The 16,520-nt window shown below is 39.9% G+C and carries 15 protein-coding genes; 5 read left to right on the top strand and 10 right to left on the bottom strand.

Going from position 1 to position 16,520, the window contains the following annotated elements; translation table 11 throughout:
* Positions 1-84 precede the first annotated feature (84 nt).
* Positions 85-681 (bottom strand): GGDEF domain-containing protein, encoded by a 597-nt coding sequence (locus ACTRWE_RS16100; RefSeq protein ID WP_462880331.1) that lies wholly within the window; start codon positions 679-681, stop codon positions 85-87.
* A gap of 368 nt (positions 682-1,049) precedes the next feature.
* Between ACTRWE_RS16100 and ACTRWE_RS16095 the strand changes: the two genes are divergently transcribed.
* Positions 1,050-2,279, top strand: coding sequence for a sensor domain-containing phosphodiesterase (locus ACTRWE_RS16095; RefSeq protein WP_350655024.1), 1,230 nt, complete (start codon positions 1,050-1,052; stop codon positions 2,277-2,279).
* Between the two features lie 12 nt (positions 2,280-2,291).
* Here ACTRWE_RS16095 and ACTRWE_RS16090 read toward each other — a convergent pair whose 3' ends face one another.
* From ACTRWE_RS16090 to ACTRWE_RS16080, 3 genes are read right to left on the bottom strand one after another with little or no spacing between them, the layout of a single operon-like run.
* Positions 2,292-2,804 (bottom strand): MgtC/SapB family protein, encoded by a 513-nt coding sequence (locus tag ACTRWE_RS16090; protein WP_013464839.1) that lies wholly within the window; start codon positions 2,802-2,804, stop codon positions 2,292-2,294.
* Positions 2,805-2,820: 16 nt separating this feature from the next.
* Positions 2,821-3,966 carry a peptidase C39 family protein gene (locus ACTRWE_RS16085; protein WP_462880329.1) on the bottom strand — a complete coding sequence of 382 codons (1,146 nt, stop codon included), beginning with the start codon at positions 3,964-3,966 and terminating at the stop codon, positions 2,821-2,823.
* Positions 3,966-5,360, bottom strand: coding sequence for a RimK family protein (locus ACTRWE_RS16080; protein ID WP_462880328.1), 1,395 nt, complete (start codon positions 5,358-5,360; stop codon positions 3,966-3,968). Before ACTRWE_RS16080 ends, ACTRWE_RS16085 begins: the two co-directional genes overlap by 1 nt.
* Positions 5,361-5,675: 315 nt before the next feature.
* Here ACTRWE_RS16080 and ACTRWE_RS16075 point away from each other — a divergent pair, with 315 nt between their 5' ends.
* On the top strand, positions 5,676-6,011 hold the full coding sequence (locus ACTRWE_RS16075; protein ID WP_013464836.1) for a zinc ribbon domain-containing protein YjdM: 336 nt from the start codon (positions 5,676-5,678) through the stop codon (positions 6,009-6,011).
* A gap of 147 nt (positions 6,012-6,158) precedes the next feature.
* Here the strand turns inward: ACTRWE_RS16075 and ACTRWE_RS16070 are convergent, their stop codons facing one another.
* The 6 genes from ACTRWE_RS16070 to ACTRWE_RS16045 form a co-directional block, all read right to left on the bottom strand.
* Complete coding sequence (locus tag ACTRWE_RS16070; protein WP_462880327.1) at positions 6,159-6,500, bottom strand: hypothetical protein; 342 nt, start codon at positions 6,498-6,500, stop codon at positions 6,159-6,161.
* Positions 6,501-6,654: 154 nt separating this feature from the next.
* Positions 6,655-7,203, bottom strand: a complete 549-nt coding sequence (locus tag ACTRWE_RS16065; protein WP_462880326.1) for a dienelactone hydrolase family protein — start codon at positions 7,201-7,203, stop codon at positions 6,655-6,657.
* 104 nt (positions 7,204-7,307) lie between these two features.
* Positions 7,308-7,784, bottom strand: coding sequence for a GreA/GreB family elongation factor (locus ACTRWE_RS16060; RefSeq protein WP_290157720.1), 477 nt, complete (start codon positions 7,782-7,784; stop codon positions 7,308-7,310).
* A gap of 265 nt (positions 7,785-8,049) precedes the next feature.
* Positions 8,050-8,979, bottom strand: coding sequence for a protein translocase subunit SecF (gene secF / locus ACTRWE_RS16055; protein ID WP_138562294.1), 930 nt, complete (start codon positions 8,977-8,979; stop codon positions 8,050-8,052).
* Positions 8,972-10,810: a protein translocase subunit SecD gene (gene secD, locus ACTRWE_RS16050; RefSeq protein ID WP_462880325.1), complete on the bottom strand. Its 1,839-nt coding sequence runs from the start codon at positions 10,808-10,810 to the stop codon at positions 8,972-8,974. Before secD ends, secF begins: the two co-directional genes overlap by 8 nt.
* Before the next feature lie 108 nt (positions 10,811-10,918).
* Positions 10,919-11,380 carry a hypothetical protein gene (locus ACTRWE_RS16045; protein ID WP_462880324.1) on the bottom strand — a complete coding sequence of 154 codons (462 nt, stop codon included), beginning with the start codon at positions 11,378-11,380 and terminating at the stop codon, positions 10,919-10,921.
* 112 nt (positions 11,381-11,492) lie between these two features.
* Between ACTRWE_RS16045 and ACTRWE_RS16040 the strand changes: the two genes are divergently transcribed.
* The 3 genes from ACTRWE_RS16040 (at position 11,493) to ACTRWE_RS16030 (ending at position 16,470) form a co-directional block, all read left to right on the top strand.
* Positions 11,493-13,283 (top strand): ABCB family ABC transporter ATP-binding protein/permease, encoded by a 1,791-nt coding sequence (locus ACTRWE_RS16040; protein WP_462880323.1) that lies wholly within the window; start codon positions 11,493-11,495, stop codon positions 13,281-13,283.
* 195 nt (positions 13,284-13,478) lie between these two features.
* A complete protein-coding gene (locus ACTRWE_RS16035; protein ID WP_462880322.1) occupies positions 13,479-15,557 on the top strand; it encodes a M13 family metallopeptidase in 2,079 nt (692 codons plus the stop codon).
* 199 nt (positions 15,558-15,756) lie between these two features.
* Positions 15,757-16,470 (top strand): YebC/PmpR family DNA-binding transcriptional regulator, encoded by a 714-nt coding sequence (locus ACTRWE_RS16030; RefSeq protein WP_013464827.1) that lies wholly within the window; start codon positions 15,757-15,759, stop codon positions 16,468-16,470.
* The last annotated feature ends 50 nt before the right edge of the window (positions 16,471-16,520 follow it).

Genomic DNA, 16,520 nt, shown 5'->3' with positions numbered 1-16,520 from the left:
CTCTATGTCGTCATTTACCACCAATGTAAATTCTTCACCGCCAAAACGATAAACATGTTCATCGCCTAAATGTTTTTTAAATAACTATGTTAATTGTACCAGCACTGCATAACCGGCATCGTGCCCATATTTATCGTTTACTTTTTTAAAAAAATCCAGATCAGCTAAGGCAAAACAATAGGGGTTAGAAAAGTCGATATGGTTATGAAAATGGCTTTTAAAAGCACGCCGGTTATAAGCCTGTGTTAAGCTGTCGCGTAATGCTAAATTAATAATTTCCTCTTGATTAGAGGCTCTCATCGATTCAAAAACATGTGAAACACCCCACACAATAATATACGTCAGAGAAAGATAAATGATGAGCTTAAAATTTATTTCAACTAACCGTTTGTCGATAACATAAAACAGCAGTAACAACGTAATCAAAAAGCTAAAGCTGCTTATAAAGCCATGCTTTTTTCCAAACAATAAGTAAACCAATACAGGAAGAGTACACACCCAGTGCGATATGCCAGTCTCTAGATTAATTGCGGTATTAATTGCGGTATTAATTGCGGTGATAGCAAGCAACACAACTACAAAGTAAGTATAAATAACAGCATAGCGATGCCATAATTTAGAGCGATTTGTTCTCGTTTGGTGATAGGTATAAATACAAAAAAAAGCTAATGCGAGTTCAATAAAGCCCTAAACATAATTTTTACTCATAAACACATTAACGTAAGCGACAACTAAAGCAACCAATGTAACTATTAAGCTTATATTTTTGAATACGGTTAATCTGACTGATTCTGTTTTATCAAACGAATGCTTATGCATTAATATCCCTCAAAACTATTACCTCCCATAAGCTTCAAGCATATCAGCTTAGCATTAAAAAATAGATAATAACTAAAACTTATATGTAAGCCTACTTACTATAACAGCTAATATTAGTCTAAATTTAAATATGCGTGAACAAAGATTGATAGGCCTTGATTAGATCTTTTTATATATAAATTATAGTATTACTTATTAGGTGTAGTGGTATTAACATAGGGAGATAGCCGATGGATGAATTAACCAATTTGCTTGTCGAACAACACAACAATGCATCCATTAAGGCTAAACTAGCTAACTTACTCACTTTGGTTCGTAAACATTTAGATATAGATGTTGCTTTTATATCTGAATTTATTAACGATGAGCGTGTTTTTAAAGTGGTCGATAACCCCTCTGAAAACCAAATTGTTAAAGTGGGTAATGCCGTTCCGATTAATGAAACGCATTGCCAACAAATCACCGACAACAAGCTTAGCCCTATTATTACTAATACCAACGCAAACCCAATAACCAAAGCGATGCCGGTTACAAAAAAATTAGGTATAGGGGCATATATAGGTGTACCTATCAACCTGTCGAACGGGAAATTATATGGTACGTTTTGTTGTTATAAATCACACCATGATGAGAGCTTAAATGAGCGCGATTTATCTTTTTTAAATATTATTTCAGAAATAGCGACCGGATTAATTGAAAAGAGTTTAGATAAAAGCGTATCGTACAACCACACAAAATCAACTATTGAGCAAATTATTAGCGATAATGATATTAGTATCTATTTTCGGCCTATTTATAGTCAACTAAATAATAAAGTTGTAGGTTTTGAATCGCTTGCACGTTTTTTTAACACCCCTTATAAAACCCCTGATATCTGGTTTGAAGAAGCGAGTAAGGTGGGTTTAAGTGAATCATTAGAAATGCTGGCCATTAAAAATGCAGTAGCCAATATGGCAAAGTTTAATAATACAACTTACATTGCCATTAATTGCTCGCCTTCGCACATTCTTAGCGGTGCACTTGAACGAACATTACAACAGATTGACTGCACTAGGCTGGTATTAGAAATTACTGAACATTCGCCAATTTCTAATTACGAAAAAATGCGAGCTGCACTTAGGCCTCTCAGAAACAAAGGTCTGCGCTTGGCCATTGACGATGTAGGCGCTGGCTTTTCCTCATTTCAGCACATACTAGAGCTTGAGGCCGATATTATAAAATTAGATATTAGCCTGACTCAAAATATAAACACAGACGATCGTAAATTTTTACTGGCAAAAGCTCTGTGTGGATTTGCAAAAGCAATCGACTGCACCATTGTTGCCGAAGGGATCGAAACCGCAGAAGAACTAAACTCGTTAAGAATACTCAATGTAGACAGTGTACAAGGTTATTTTATTAGCCGCCCCGCACCAATTGAAGATGCGCTTAGCTTCCAAAACAAAGCACTACCCGCATAAAAACGCCACTAATTAGTGGCGCTCGGTATCAATACTGTCTTTTCGATAATAGCGTTTATGATAACTTTTCACTTTAGCATGCACGCCTTTACTTAAGCTTTTAAACTTAGCTTCTAGCACGTCAACGCCGTATAAAATACCCACCACAAGCACCGAGAGCTTAATAGCAGCCCCGAGGTTTTCGGTTGCTATCATCACGCCAATGGAGGCCAGTACCCAAATGGTGGCAGCAGAGGTAACCCCGACTACCGCACCGTCTTTTGCGAGCATTACGCCTGCGCCTAAAAAGCCGATGCCGGTAATTATTTGCCCGACTACGCGAGAATGATCAATCACATCCCCTTGTAAATTAAACGCAGTCGATAAAAACAAGTAAGTACCTAAGGTGATCAGTGCAGAAGTACGGATCCCTACAGGTTTGCCACGCAATTGCCGTTCTATACCAATAATAGCCCCACAAAAAGCCGCCGTACCAATAGCTGCCCACGAGTATGGGGCTACATCGATAAAATCTAAAAATGTCACTTAAAATCCTAATCTATTATTTTTTACCAATAGCAACTGCCGTTCTAAGCCTTTGACTACCAAAAGCCGACATTTTACTAAAATCGCTGCGTGCAATTGGCACATATTGACAGTCAATCGCTAATTGATTGTCGTTACCTGGTTCGCAAAACGGGTCATGTACGTACACACAGTGCGCATCTAAATGAGTAACACATACCCAATGCGGTGATTTTTTTCCATCAAACCGATAAGTGCTTATTAACAGTAACACACTAAAACCTTGGTTTAACCACGTTTCTATATCGGTTAGTTCAACATCTTTATAGGTAACAGGAATATTAGCCGAGGCTATGCCTTCAACAAATTGCTGATGTACTGTCGCCAGCACCGTTTTTTTATTATCACTGCGTACCCCATCTAAAAATAATGGCTCTGAGGTATTAACAATGACCTCACTTTTAAATCCCCGTTTATTTGCAGCCAATGCCAAGCCAAACGGATGACAACCACCATGCCCCGAGGTCATAAAAATAGTGGTGCCTTCACGCCATAAACCTAATTCATGTGACTGACTCAGCTCTGTGCTGTTATCAAGCGAGCCCATTGCCATTAATAATGCCGCAGGCCCACAGGTAAACTCGGTAGTTTGCTGATACCATGGCGTTAAACGCTCAACTTGCAACTCGCTGGTTTGCCGAATGTTTTTTTGCATGCGCAAGGCATCACTGTGATCATCGTAATAATCACTGTACTGACCAAAAACACGATACCCTACACTTTTATAAAGCCCTATGGCGCTGTCGTTATTTACTGCCACTTCTAAACGCAAATAAATACGCCCACGCTCACTAGTGGCTTTTTCAAGGGCTTTAAGCAGCGTTTTAGCGATTCCTTTGCCCTGCATCGTCGGTAATACGGCTAACGAATACAAACGCGCTAACCGCGTGCCTTTGTGGCACCACACCAAACCATAGCCACATAGTTGCGCATTTTGCTCAGCAACTAATAAAATCCCATGTTTAGCCACAAGCCAGCGCTTTAAACTTCGCGCACTTAGCTTATCGTTACTAAAGCAGGCATTTTCAAGCGCCACTAAGGCGTTTAAATCACTCGCGCTTGCAGGGCGAATACTAATATCCGCCCCTGCAAAAATCGTTATATCAGACAATGCGTTAAGCATTAGCCGCGACCTCGTGCTTCAAGGCGCTGTTTAAACTCATCCATAATGATCATGTATAACTCATCACCTAAGTAACCATCTTCTACTTTGTGATCAATACTTGGGTTATCGTTTACTTCCAACACATACGCACGGCCTTGATGCTCTTTTACATCCACACCGTATAAACCCTTACCCACGGTTTTACATGCTTTTAAAGCAGCATCCAGTACAGCTTTAGGTAATTCAAACGTCGGCAATGTTTCAAAGCCACCCGAGAAAAATCGTTTCGCGTCATGGTTATATATTTGCCAATGGTTACGCGCCATTAAATAACGACACGCATAAATAGCTCGGCCATTAAGTACCCCTACACGCCAATCGTATTCTGTGTACATGTACTCTTGCGCCAGAACTAGCGCACTTAAAGCAAATAACTCACTAAGCTTAGCTTCTAATTCATCACGATTAGCAACTTTATACACGCCTTTTGAAAACGACCCTTCTGGCATTTTTAATACCAGCGGATAAGTAAACGACGCTTCTAGTTGCTCAATTGTGTCTTTTGATTGATCTGCCACCACCACGGTTTTTAAGCTCGGTACTTTTTGATAATTGAATGCATCATGTAAGTACACTTTATTACAGCATCGTAAAATAGACTCCGCATCATCAATCACCACTAAACCTAGGCTTTGCGCTTTACTTGCAAGGCGGTAAGTTGGGTGATCAATCGCTGTTGTTTGGCGAATAAACAACGCATCAAATTGGGCAATATTGTCTATTTCCTCAAAACTAAGTGCTTTTGCGTTAATACCATGTTTCGCTGCTGCTTTTATAAAACGGGCTATTGCATCTTTATCACTTGGCGGTACTTTTTCGTTATGATCAACCAATATCGCCATATCCCAACGGAAACGGCGCTCAACTTTACCAATACGCCATTGCGTTTGGGTAAACTCATTTAGCTTTTCAATAAACGCAGCATATTGTTGCTCACTTAATGAGGTTAAAGAGCCTTGTTGCAATAAACCTTGCTGATCGACAAATAAAATAGGAGCTGGGTATTGTTTAAATACCGATTTAGCCGCTTTAGCTTGTTGATCATTTCCCGCGTGACCAAAATAAACAGCACCATCAATATGGCCAATATTTTGTAATGACGCTTGATTGCTTCGAAGCGCGTTAATTGTTTTTACACTCGGTAATACTTGATGCTTGCGCGCCTCAGCAAGTAACGAACAGTAATAGCCTTTACTTAAATACTGGCTAGCATCACATAGATTTATTATGCGGGTTTTTGGTTCGTTGCGTTTTGGGTAGTCACGCAAATAGGTGTTAAAGGTAATGACATTGTCAAATGAAAGAGCAAGCGTTTGCTCATTGTTATCAACCACAATTAAGGTTTTAAACACGACTTTTCCTAGTTAAGTCAAAATATACAAAGCAGCCTTGCTAATCAGTTAGCTCAGCGAATAAAACAGCAAATAGAAACACCTATCGCACTAAGTGCAGCATTTAGCAAATCACTTAATACGATAGGTGCTTTAACGAATATCTACTATAAACGTTAGCGCTTAAATTGCTTAAGCGACAAGTGATTTATATGCCCTTTTTTAGATGCGCACAAACGAGATATTTTTAGCGTAAAGATAAAAATTTTTGATGAACTTTTTTATTGCTAATTTGTGTTTTAAAATAGCCAAAATTTAATACTAAAAGTGATCATCATGTCTCTTCCCGCTTGTCCTAAATGCCAATGTGAATACGTTTACGAAGACCAGCAGCTGCTTATTTGTCCAGAATGTGCCTATGAGTGGAACCCGAATGTTACTAATGACGAAGACGCTATTTTAGTGAAAGACGCAAACGGCACTTTACTTGCTGATGGCGACAAAGTAACCGTAGCTAAAGATTTAAAAATTAAAGGTAGCTCACAAGTTATTAAAATTGGCACCAAAGCCTTAGTAAGACGTGTACTTGATAAAAAAGATCATGAGCTTGACTGTAAAGTAGATGGCATAGGTGAAATGATGGTGACGGCTAAATTTGTTAAAAAAGCCTAAACCCATTGAGATAAACAATTAAATACAGCAAGAACCTGTGTAATCTTGGCGCTTTATTGCATTAACAAACTGACATCCAATTTAACTAATTGATTTTCAGCGCCTTTTAAAAATTTAAACTCTAAATTCAGTTCTCATAGTGGTGTGTTAGTTGTCTAGTATTACTACTTCTGCTTTGTGAAAGTGTGTTTTTGCGCTTTGCAAAACATCGGCAGTAAACTTTGAGTTTGGCACTGGTATATCAATAACATTGCCACTTTTACAAAATAAAGTAACGGTATTTGACGCTAGCTGTATTTTAATTATCGCCCCTTTAGGAATAAGCTGCATTCTACTTTTATTATTATTGAACCAGTGAGGTTTTTTGCAAAGTAGAACGTTTTCTCCAATATCAGAAAAAACACGCTCAGGCCTAAAAGTTAAGTACTTTATAATTAAAACCGTGAGTAAAACACCCGTAATTGTGACGGTAAAAATCCCTATCTCCATAATATTCCCTTAAATTTATGTCCTTTATTTAACTGCTTATCCGTTAATGATTATCAGACTCAAGCAAATCTTATAAGTTCACGCTATAAATGCCTTAGTTGTGATTGAGTGAAACCGGCTAACATCGAGTTATAAACACCCCATAACTAGTTTATTATATTAGCTTATTAGATAACACAGTTAATGTTTGATCGTAAGCATTCTGATTAAAGTTACTTGAGTGTGGGTTCATAAAACCATGTAAGTAATTAACATGCTTTACATTAACATTAGCCTTTGTTGCCAGCTCAACGTGCAGTGATTTAACATCAAAGTGCGGTTCATAATGCGGAAGTATAAGTTCAATCTCAAACTGTGGTTGTAAGTCTGTATGGTGCCTAATTTGCGAGCTGTAAAAACAAATGCCCTTAGCTATCGTTTTAATCGCCGGATGTGCAGACATTGACCAAATCGCCGATGCGCCAACACTAAAACCAATCAATATGGTGTTGCCAGCGAGTGGTTTAATCACTTTTTGTAAAATAGCGACATACTCATCAAGGCCAATATGCTGACTAAAATACTCATAGGCCTGCTGTTCACTGTTAAATGCCATATCAACCCCGCCATAGGGATCGACAATAGACTGAGCGTTTAGTTCTTCAGCTAATGCTTTTAAAGCCGCTGTTTTACCAAATATATCACTAACCAAAACTAAGTTCATAAACGGCTCATCTTTAATTTTATTCTTTAAGTTTCAGGCAATTATTTATCAAAGAGGCCTACGAGATGCTGCGTCTCAAAGTAAGAGACAAATAAATACTACATTCAAAGCACTTTAACCACATCGTAACTATGTTTTACATCACCGAGTGTTAAACTAACTTCATCATCGACTTGTTTACCTAATAACTGTTGGCCTAATGGTGCACCAGAGGTAAGTACTTGAATAGTTGTGCCTTTAATATCAACGGTTAATCCACCAGCTGCTGGGCCTAAATAAAACCATTTTTGTGTGCCTGCATCATCTTCTAAACACACCAATGAACTGACTGCTATTTTGCCTGTAACGGCGTCGTTGTAGATGGCTTCAAATAGTTGTATTTCTTTATAACACTCATTCACCCGATCAGCGTGACCTTGCGCTAAATACGCAGCTTCAAGCCCGAGCGTATCATATTGAGTTTCTGCAATACTTTCTTCGTGAGTCGCGGTATCGTGGGCTGTTTTAGCTGCAATTTTCGCAGTATTGAGCTGCTCTTCTAAGGCAAAACGCAGGTGCTCTGTAACATGGGCTTTATTCATTTGGAGAATTCACTCAATTCGATAAAAATAATTTGCTATTTTATACCAATCTGCTTGGATATGGGACCTATTTTAACGATAAGAAAATTGCTCTATAACTAGGCAAAATTTTTGACATCTAGTTGTTCTAAATAAAAAAATTTTAACAACGTTATAGGGGGATTTAATTCGTTATATTGTTCAAATATTTATGTAGGTTGGTATTAGCATTGTTGCTATACCTAACACTATCCCTTTGCTGTGTAACAACAATGCTGATTTAAGCCTATGGCATATCCATTAATGTCTGCGTTTGCTGATCCACTTGCTTATCGTAGTTTTTAGCACTTAACCCAAGTAGCTCGGGTAATGTTGCAGCAATACAAATGGACGATAACGTGCCTACGACTATTCCTGCAAACAGAGCAATTGCAAATCCCTGAAGCGGAGCCCCTGCTAACAGCCAAACACTGGCCACCGTTGCGAGCGTAGTCCCGGAGGTAATAAGCGTACGAGTTAAGGTGCTTTTGATAGCACTGTTGATAATACTGCTTGGTTTGAGTGTGATGTTTGTTGGTAAGCGCAACAGCTCGCGCACCCTATCTCCAACTATTATTGAGTCATTTAATGAGTAGCCAATAATCGCCAACAAACTGGCTAAAACAGTTAGTTTAAACTCTATTTGTAACCATGCAAATAAGCCAACCACCAGCACTAAGTCATGAAATAAAGCCACCACAGAGCCTAATGCCAAACGCCATTCAAAACGAACAGCTAAATAAATCATTACCGCGACCATCGCAGCAAATAATGCTAAGCAGCCTTGTTCAAATAGTTCATCACCCACTTGAGAGCCAATATAAGCCGATGATAAAACCTCAGCATTTATAGTTGGGTTTTGGCTAATAGCCGTTTTCCAGTCATCGTTATTGCTTGTATTATTGGGGCCTTGTGTTAGTTGAAAATGATTATTGCCCTGTGCTGTTAGCTCAAATTCACCTTGATGGCTTTTAGCAATAAATTGCTCAAGCTGTTTTAGTTCAACACCTTGGCTGGTGGTAAACTCTGTTAAGTATCCACCCGTAAAATCAAGGCCAAAGTTTAGCCCTTTTTGTGCAATGGTGAATACCGACAACAACACAAATATGGCGCTGATCAGCATGCCTGTATAACGTATACGAGACCCTGCCTCACATTTTAAAAAAGAATTAAGCATGCGCGTTTACTCCTGCTTTTTTACCCAGCTTTAAATATAAGCTTTGGCTTAAATATTTCGATACATACACACCAGTAAATACCGATGTGATAAGTCCCAGCGCCAGCGTTATAGCAAAGCCTTTTACAGGGCCATAACCTATGCCATATAAAATAATCGCGGTGATCATCGTGGTAATATTGGCATCTAAAATCGTATTCGCTGCCTGTTTATAGCCCTCTTGTATCGCTTGATATGGAGGACGTCCTTTGCGGCGCTCTTCTTTAATGCGTTCAAATATAATCACGTTAGTATCAACTGCCATTCCTATGGTTAGCACCAAACCTGCAATACCAGGAAGTGTTAAAACCACCCCAGGTAATAATGACATTAACCCCACTAAAGACGTTAAATTTAAAACTAACGCAACATTTGCAATAAGCCCTAAACGACGATACCACAGCGCCATAAAGGCAAGCGTTAACCCCATGCCTAACATTAACGCCGCCAACCCATTGTTAATGTTGTCTTGGCCAAGGCTTGGACCAATAGTTTGTTCATGTACTATGGTCACTGGCGCCGTAAGCGACCCCGCACGGAGTAATAGCGCTAAATCGGCAGCCGCTTGCTGGCTTTGCATATTGGTTATACTAAAGCGCGAGCTTAAATGCTGGGCTATATTCGCCACATTAATGACTTCGCTTTTTTTAACCACTTCACCTTTAGCATTTTGTGAATACTCTGAATAGAGCGTTGCCATCGGCTTACCTATATTCGCCTTAGAAAACGCCGACATAGCATCGCCACCTTGGCTATCTAGGCTCAGTTGTACTAAAGGTTTACCCCAGTCATCACGGCCAATATTGGCATTATTAATATGCTCACCAGTAAAGATAGGCACAGGGTCGAGCTTAATAGTCCCACCCGATTGCAAATTAAATGTTTGCCCGCCAATCTCTTTAAGTTGATAAAATCCAAGTGACGCGGTAGCACCAATAATACGTTTTGCCTCGGCTGGGTCTTGGACGCCGGGTAGCTCAATGCGAATGCGCTGCTTACCTTGGCGCTGTGTAACCGCCTCAGTAATTCCTAACTCTTCAATGCGTGAGCGAAGCGTAGTGAGTGTTTGGCTCATGACTTGTTTATCAAATGCGCTGCGCCCTTGCTCAGAATAACTCACTTTAACGACCTGTAAGTTGCCATGAGTTGATGTGGTTATAGTTAGATTTTCAAAGCGGCTTTTAAGGTCGCTAATAACTGAGGTTAGCTTTTCGGCTGCATTTTCTAATGCACTTATTTCAAAGCCTTGGTTAGTTTGCTTTGCTTTAACACCATAGGCTTTTTGTTTAACAATGATGGCTTTCGTTTGCTGGTAAGCACTGAGTAATTGCTCATCAATGGCTTTATCTAAGTCAACATCAAGTACAAACAATACCCCGCCGTTTAAATCAAGACCCAGCTTTATGGGCGATAAACCAAACTCTTGTAACCAAACAGGGCTGGTTGCATGTTCTACAATTTTAACTTGTGTATTTGGGTAATTCGATTTTATAGCCGCTTGAGCTTGGGCACTTTGCGTAGGTGTATTTAAAAGCACATTAATTGTTGCTTGGTTTTCTACCCCTTGGCTGACCTCAAACCCTTGGCTATTTAAAAAGCGCACTATGCTTTCAGTACTTGGTATTGCTTGTGTTTTAACCTCAGGTGCGGCACTAATATGCAACCACGATTTATTCGGGTACAAATTAGGTAAAGCGCTTATTGCCAGTAAAACCAATACAACCAACATGGCTACATAGCTTAATTTAAATTTAGCCATAAATGGCTTTTTTTGTTTTTTAAAACTTAACATAGTTGTTCCTTATTACTAGGCATAGCCCAGTAACGTACCTATTAGGCACAATTAAAATTAAGGTCAAAACGCGATGCGTTAAAACCAATTAACGATAATTAAGGAACTTTAAGCGTGGTAGGTGGTTACAGCGGTGTATAACAGATTTGCATCTTTCCAGCCGCTCAAGCGCGACTTTTTACTTTTAAAAACCCAAGTATACCAAGGCTGATTTATGGTGACTGCTTGCGGTCGCAAAAAAATATGCCTACACCCATTTAGCGCAAAAAACTCATGCACTACATCGTATTCAGGATCGCCCTGCGCACTGTGTAAAAATAAAAATGAGTTATTAGCTGTTAGCCTAGGCTGATGCGCAGCAAACTCAGAATGCTTTGAGTTTTTATGCTGTAAATTACCTAGCGACTTTAACGGTGCGGGAGCGTTAGTTAAGTTTTCGACATTAACAACATCGCTATAACTGCTTTGGTTACTGTTTAATTCGTGCTTTACGCCCATAGCATGGCTTTGCACACTAAAGAGTGCAGCAAAAAACAAGCAAGTAGCTAAAAAAACGCGAAATTTAAACATCTGTCATTTAAAACTAAAATAAAGGATAGCTAGTATATAAGGGCAGCTAATTAAAATACAATAGCCAACATTAAGCTATTTCATTTATATAAAAACAATACTGAGATCCTCGATGCGCTCCAGACAAAGTTCAGTAAAACGCCCCGATGCCATGAATTTAAAACAAAGCATTCAAACTCTTTGGCCTTATATCACTAAATTTAAAGGGCGTGTGCTTATTGCCATATTAGCGCTTGTGGGTGCTAAAGGCGCGACATTGCTCATGCCATGGGCTTTAAAAGAAATAATTGATGCGGTTGATAAATCAATTAACCCGCTACTGCTCGTCCCAACCTTATTACTCGTTATGTACGGCTCACTGCGATTTGCCAGCGTGTTTTTAGGTGAAGTACGCGATGCTGTATTTTCTCGAGTCACCGAGCATGCCATGCGTGATATTGGCCTTAAAGTATTTAAACATTTGCACTCGTTAGATTTAGCCTTTCATTTAGACAGGCAAACTGGCGGTATAAGTCGAGACATAGAGCGCGGCACCAGTGGTTTGAGCTTTTTAATGCGCTTTTTAATGTTTAATATTGTGCCCACGTTGTTTGAAATAATTACCGTGGCGATTATTTTTGGCACCTTGTTTTCTATTTGGTTTGCGCTGATCACCCTACTTGCTGTGGCTATTTATATCTTTTTTACCGTGGCAGTTACCCAATGGCGAAACCGCTTTATTCGCGAGTCAAATGCTGCCGACAACCAAAGTAACACCCGCGCCATCGACAGCTTATTAAATTACGAAACCGTTAAATACTTTAATAACGAAGAGTATGAAGCTAAAACTTACGATACGTTTTTAGCAACCTGGGAACAAGCTCGATTAAAAAACAGACTCTCGTTACTGGCGCTTAATTCAGGGCAAGCGCTGATCATTGCGTGTGCCATAACCGCATTAATGTGGCTTGGCGCTAATGAAGTGGTTACCGGCGAGTTAACGATTGGTGAACTGGTAATGATCAATGCGTATATGATTCAACTCTTTTTACCGCTCAACTTTTTAGGGTTTGTGTATCGCGAAATACGCCGTGCCCTCACCGACCTTGAAAACATGCTCGGCCTGCTTAATACACAACCTAAAGTGGCGGATGCTCATGAGGCTAAAGAATTGGTCATTAAACAAGGTGAAATTAGCTTTGATAAAGTAAGCTTTCACTACGACAGTAAAAGGCCTATTTTAAAAAGCATTAGCTTTAATGTTGCTGCCGGCTCAAAAGTCGCGATTGTGGGTGCAAGTGGTGCAGGAAAAAGCTCATTAGCCCGATTACTGTATCGCTTTTATGAGCTGTCATCAGGCACTATTAGCATAGATAAACAAGCAATTAATACAGTTACTCTTGCAAGCTTGCGTAAAGCCATTGCGATAGTCCCCCAAGATACTGTGCTGTTTAATAGCACCATCCGTGAGAATATTGCCTATGGCAGACCCTCAGCAACTGAAGATGAAATAAATAAAGCAATTAACATGGCGCACTTAACCGACTTTATAAATAGCTTAGACAAAGGCGATAAAACCCTCGTGGGTGAGCGTGGGTTAAAAGTCTCAGGGGGTGAAAAACAACGGATTGCCATTGCCCGTGCTATTTTAAAGCAATCACCCATCTTAATCTTTGATGAAGCAACCTCTGCGCTCGACTCTCATGCAGAGCAAGCTATTTTAAAAGCAATGCGTGAAGTGGCAAATGATCACACCAGTATTGTTATTGCACACCGACTTTCGACCATAACCGATGCAGACTCAATTATTGTTTTAAAAGCTGGTGAAATTATTGAACAAGGCAAACACCAAGAACTACTAAATCAAAACGGTGAATATGCCCGTATGTGGGCATTACAGCAAAAGCAGTCAAAGGCGCAATAAACTAAGCCGCTCAAGAACGATTGAAGTAGTTGAGTGTTTTTTGCTATTTTCGATAGTATTTTATTCATCTTATCGACCGGTACGGTTATTCACCTCAAAAGGTTTGTTTGCAGTGAAGTTATCAATACAATCAAATAGCTATTTTTATAACAAAAATATAACGAATTAAATAACGTGAATTCATAAGGGAAAGTAATGAAAAAAAGTTTAATTGCAGCGGCACTCGCCGCTACATTTATTACCGGCTGTTCAGAGCCACAAACTACAAAAACTGAGCAAGTCGCAGCCGTCGCTGAAAAACCACAAGCAACTGAGCAAGCTGAATTAGGCACTTTTGGGGTTGATTTAACTGCCCGCAATGAAGCTGTAAAACCAGGCGATGACTTTTTTATGTATGCCAGCGGTTCATGGTACGACAACTACGAAATGCCAGCAGATAAAACCCGCTACGGTGCATTCTCCGCGCTAGCTGAGCGCAGTGAAGAGCGTGTAAAAGAAATTATTGAAGATATTGCAGCACGTGACAATTTAAATGCAGAAGAGCAACTAGTTGCTGATTTTTATAATTCGTACATGGATACCGACACGCTTAATAAACTTGGTATCACGCCAATTAAGCCGTTGCTTAACGACATTAATACGGTTGCCTCTACTGATGACTTAGCAAAAATCTTTGGTAATTCATGGCTCACTGGTGTTAGCGCCCCAATTGGTGGTGGTATGTGGTTTAACCGTTTAGATCCCAATAAATACGAAATGTCGTTAGGTGCTGGTGGTTTAGGCTTACCTGATCGTTCATATTACCTTGAAGATGCAGAGCGTTTTGTAAAAACTCGTGAAGCGTATGTTGCACATATTGCCGACATGCTTAAATTTGCTGGTGTTGAAAATACCACTGAACGTGCACAAGCAATTTTAGCGCTAGAGACAAAAATAGCAGAAGGTCATTGGCCACGTGAAAAACGCCGTAATCGTGACATAACGTTAAACCAAATAAAACGCGACGAGTTAAGTACCCAGTACCCTGGATTTAATTGGGATTTATACTTTGCGCAAACAGGTTACAAAGTACCGCAACTAAACGTGTCGCAGCCTGAACCTATAAAGGCCATGATTGATTTAATCAACAACGAAGATATAAGCGTATGGAAAGACTACCTAACATACCATGCAATTAATGGTAACGCTGGGCTGTTGTCAGAAGACATATTTAACACCAGCTTTGCTTTCTTTGGTAAAGAGTTAAATGGTCAACAAGAGCCTCGTCCACGCTGGAAACGTGCGATCAGCCAAATGTCAGGCACTAGTTCACTAGGCTTTGCGATTGGTAAAATTTATGTAGATCGTTACTTCCCTGAGTCATCGAAGCAACAAATGTCTGAGCTGGTTGAAAACTTACGCACAGCCCTTGGCGAGCGTATTGATAACCTAGATTGGATGGGCGCAGAAACAAAAGTAAATGCGCGTGCAAAATTAGCGGCGTTTGTGCCAAAAATTGGTTACCCAGACGAATGGCAATCTTACGAAGGCTTAAGTATTAGCAAAAATGATTTAATGGCTAATGTAAAAAATATGCGTGAGTTTTTCCAAGCCGATAGCGTTGAAAAAGAGCTTAAGAAAACCGACCGCAATCGTTGGGGCATGACACCACAACGTGTAAATGCTTATTACAATAGCTCATTTAATGAAATTGTATTCCCTGCCGCTATATTACAACCGCCGTTTTTCGATCCAAATGCAGATCCTGCCGTAAACTACGGTGGTATTGGTGCCGTGATTGGCCACGAAATGGGCCATGGCTTTGATGACCAAGGATCAAAATCAGATGCTAACGGCATACAACGTAACTGGTGGACTGACGAAGACCGTGCTGCTTTTGATGCTAAAGCCGACAAACTGGCGGCTCAGTACAGCAAATATGAGCCAATTCCAGGTAACTTTGTAAATGGCCGCAACAGCTTAGGTGAAAATATTGGTGATGTAGGTGGTTTAGCCATGGCTTATCATGCTTACAAACTAAGCCTAAATGGTAAAGAAGCCCCTGTGATTGATGGTGTAACCGGTGATCAACGTTTCTTCTTAGCGTGGGCACAAGTATGGAAAGAAAAACGTACTGAGCAAAGCATGTTAAATCAATTACGTGGCGGTACGCATGCGCCAGGTCGCTTTAGAGCACAAGCTCCTCGTAACCACGACGCTTGGTACAAAGCATTTGATGTAAAACCAGGTGATGAGTTGTACTTACCAGAAGACGAACGTGTTCGTATTTGGTAATACCCTGACAAACGTTCATCATTTGTAACGAATAAACAACCCGCTTCGGCGGGTTGTTTTATTTTCCATTCATAATAACTGTTCCCCCCGTTACTTAGTAATCAATCTCAATACTTACTAGCCCTGCCCGGCATTTACCTTTAGAATATGGGCTTGCAAATTTTTATCAATTATTTATACATATTAAGGCGAAACGCAGATGGGAAGAGCTTACCAAAACAAAAAAGATTCAATGGCTAAAACTGCGGGTGCTAAAACTAAAGTTTATTCAAAATACGGTAAAGAAATTTATATTTGTGCTAAAAATGGCGGTGTTGATCCAGACGGTAACCTAGCACTGCGTCGTTTAATTGAACGTGCTAAAAAAGACCAAGTACCGGCTCACGTAATTGAACGCGCCATTGATAAAGCTAAAGGCGGCGGCGGTGAAGACTATGCAGCTACGCGCTACGAAGGTTACGGCCCAGGTAATTGCATGATTATTGTTGACTGTTTAACCGACAACAACAAACGTACCTTTGCTGATGTACGTGTGTGTTTTACTAAAGCAAACGCTAAAATTGGCGCACAAAACTCGGTATCACACTTATTTGATCACCTTGCTATTTTTGTATTTGACGGTGACGATGATGAAACCGTACTTGAAGCGCTAATGATGGCTGACGTTGATGTAACCGATGTAGAAGTAGAAAACGGTAAAGTGACCGTGTTTGCTCCACACACTGAATACAACAATACGCGTACCGCACTTGAAGAAATGGGTGTGACAGAATTTGACGAAGACTTAATTGCCTTTGTACCCCAAGTAGAAGCCCCTATTGAAGGCGAAGATGTAGAAGTGATGGAACGCTTTTTAGCCATGCTTGAAGATTGTGATGACGTACAAAACGTGTACCACAACGCACAATTTTAAACATTAAAGCTTAATCGTGTTTAAAGGCCAACTTAGTTGGCCTTTTTGTT

This window comes from Pseudoalteromonas sp. G5_S1_54_S4 (assembly GCF_054968565.1).
Note: the sequence above shows the minus strand (reverse complement) of the source record. Positions and strands in the feature narration are given on the sequence as shown.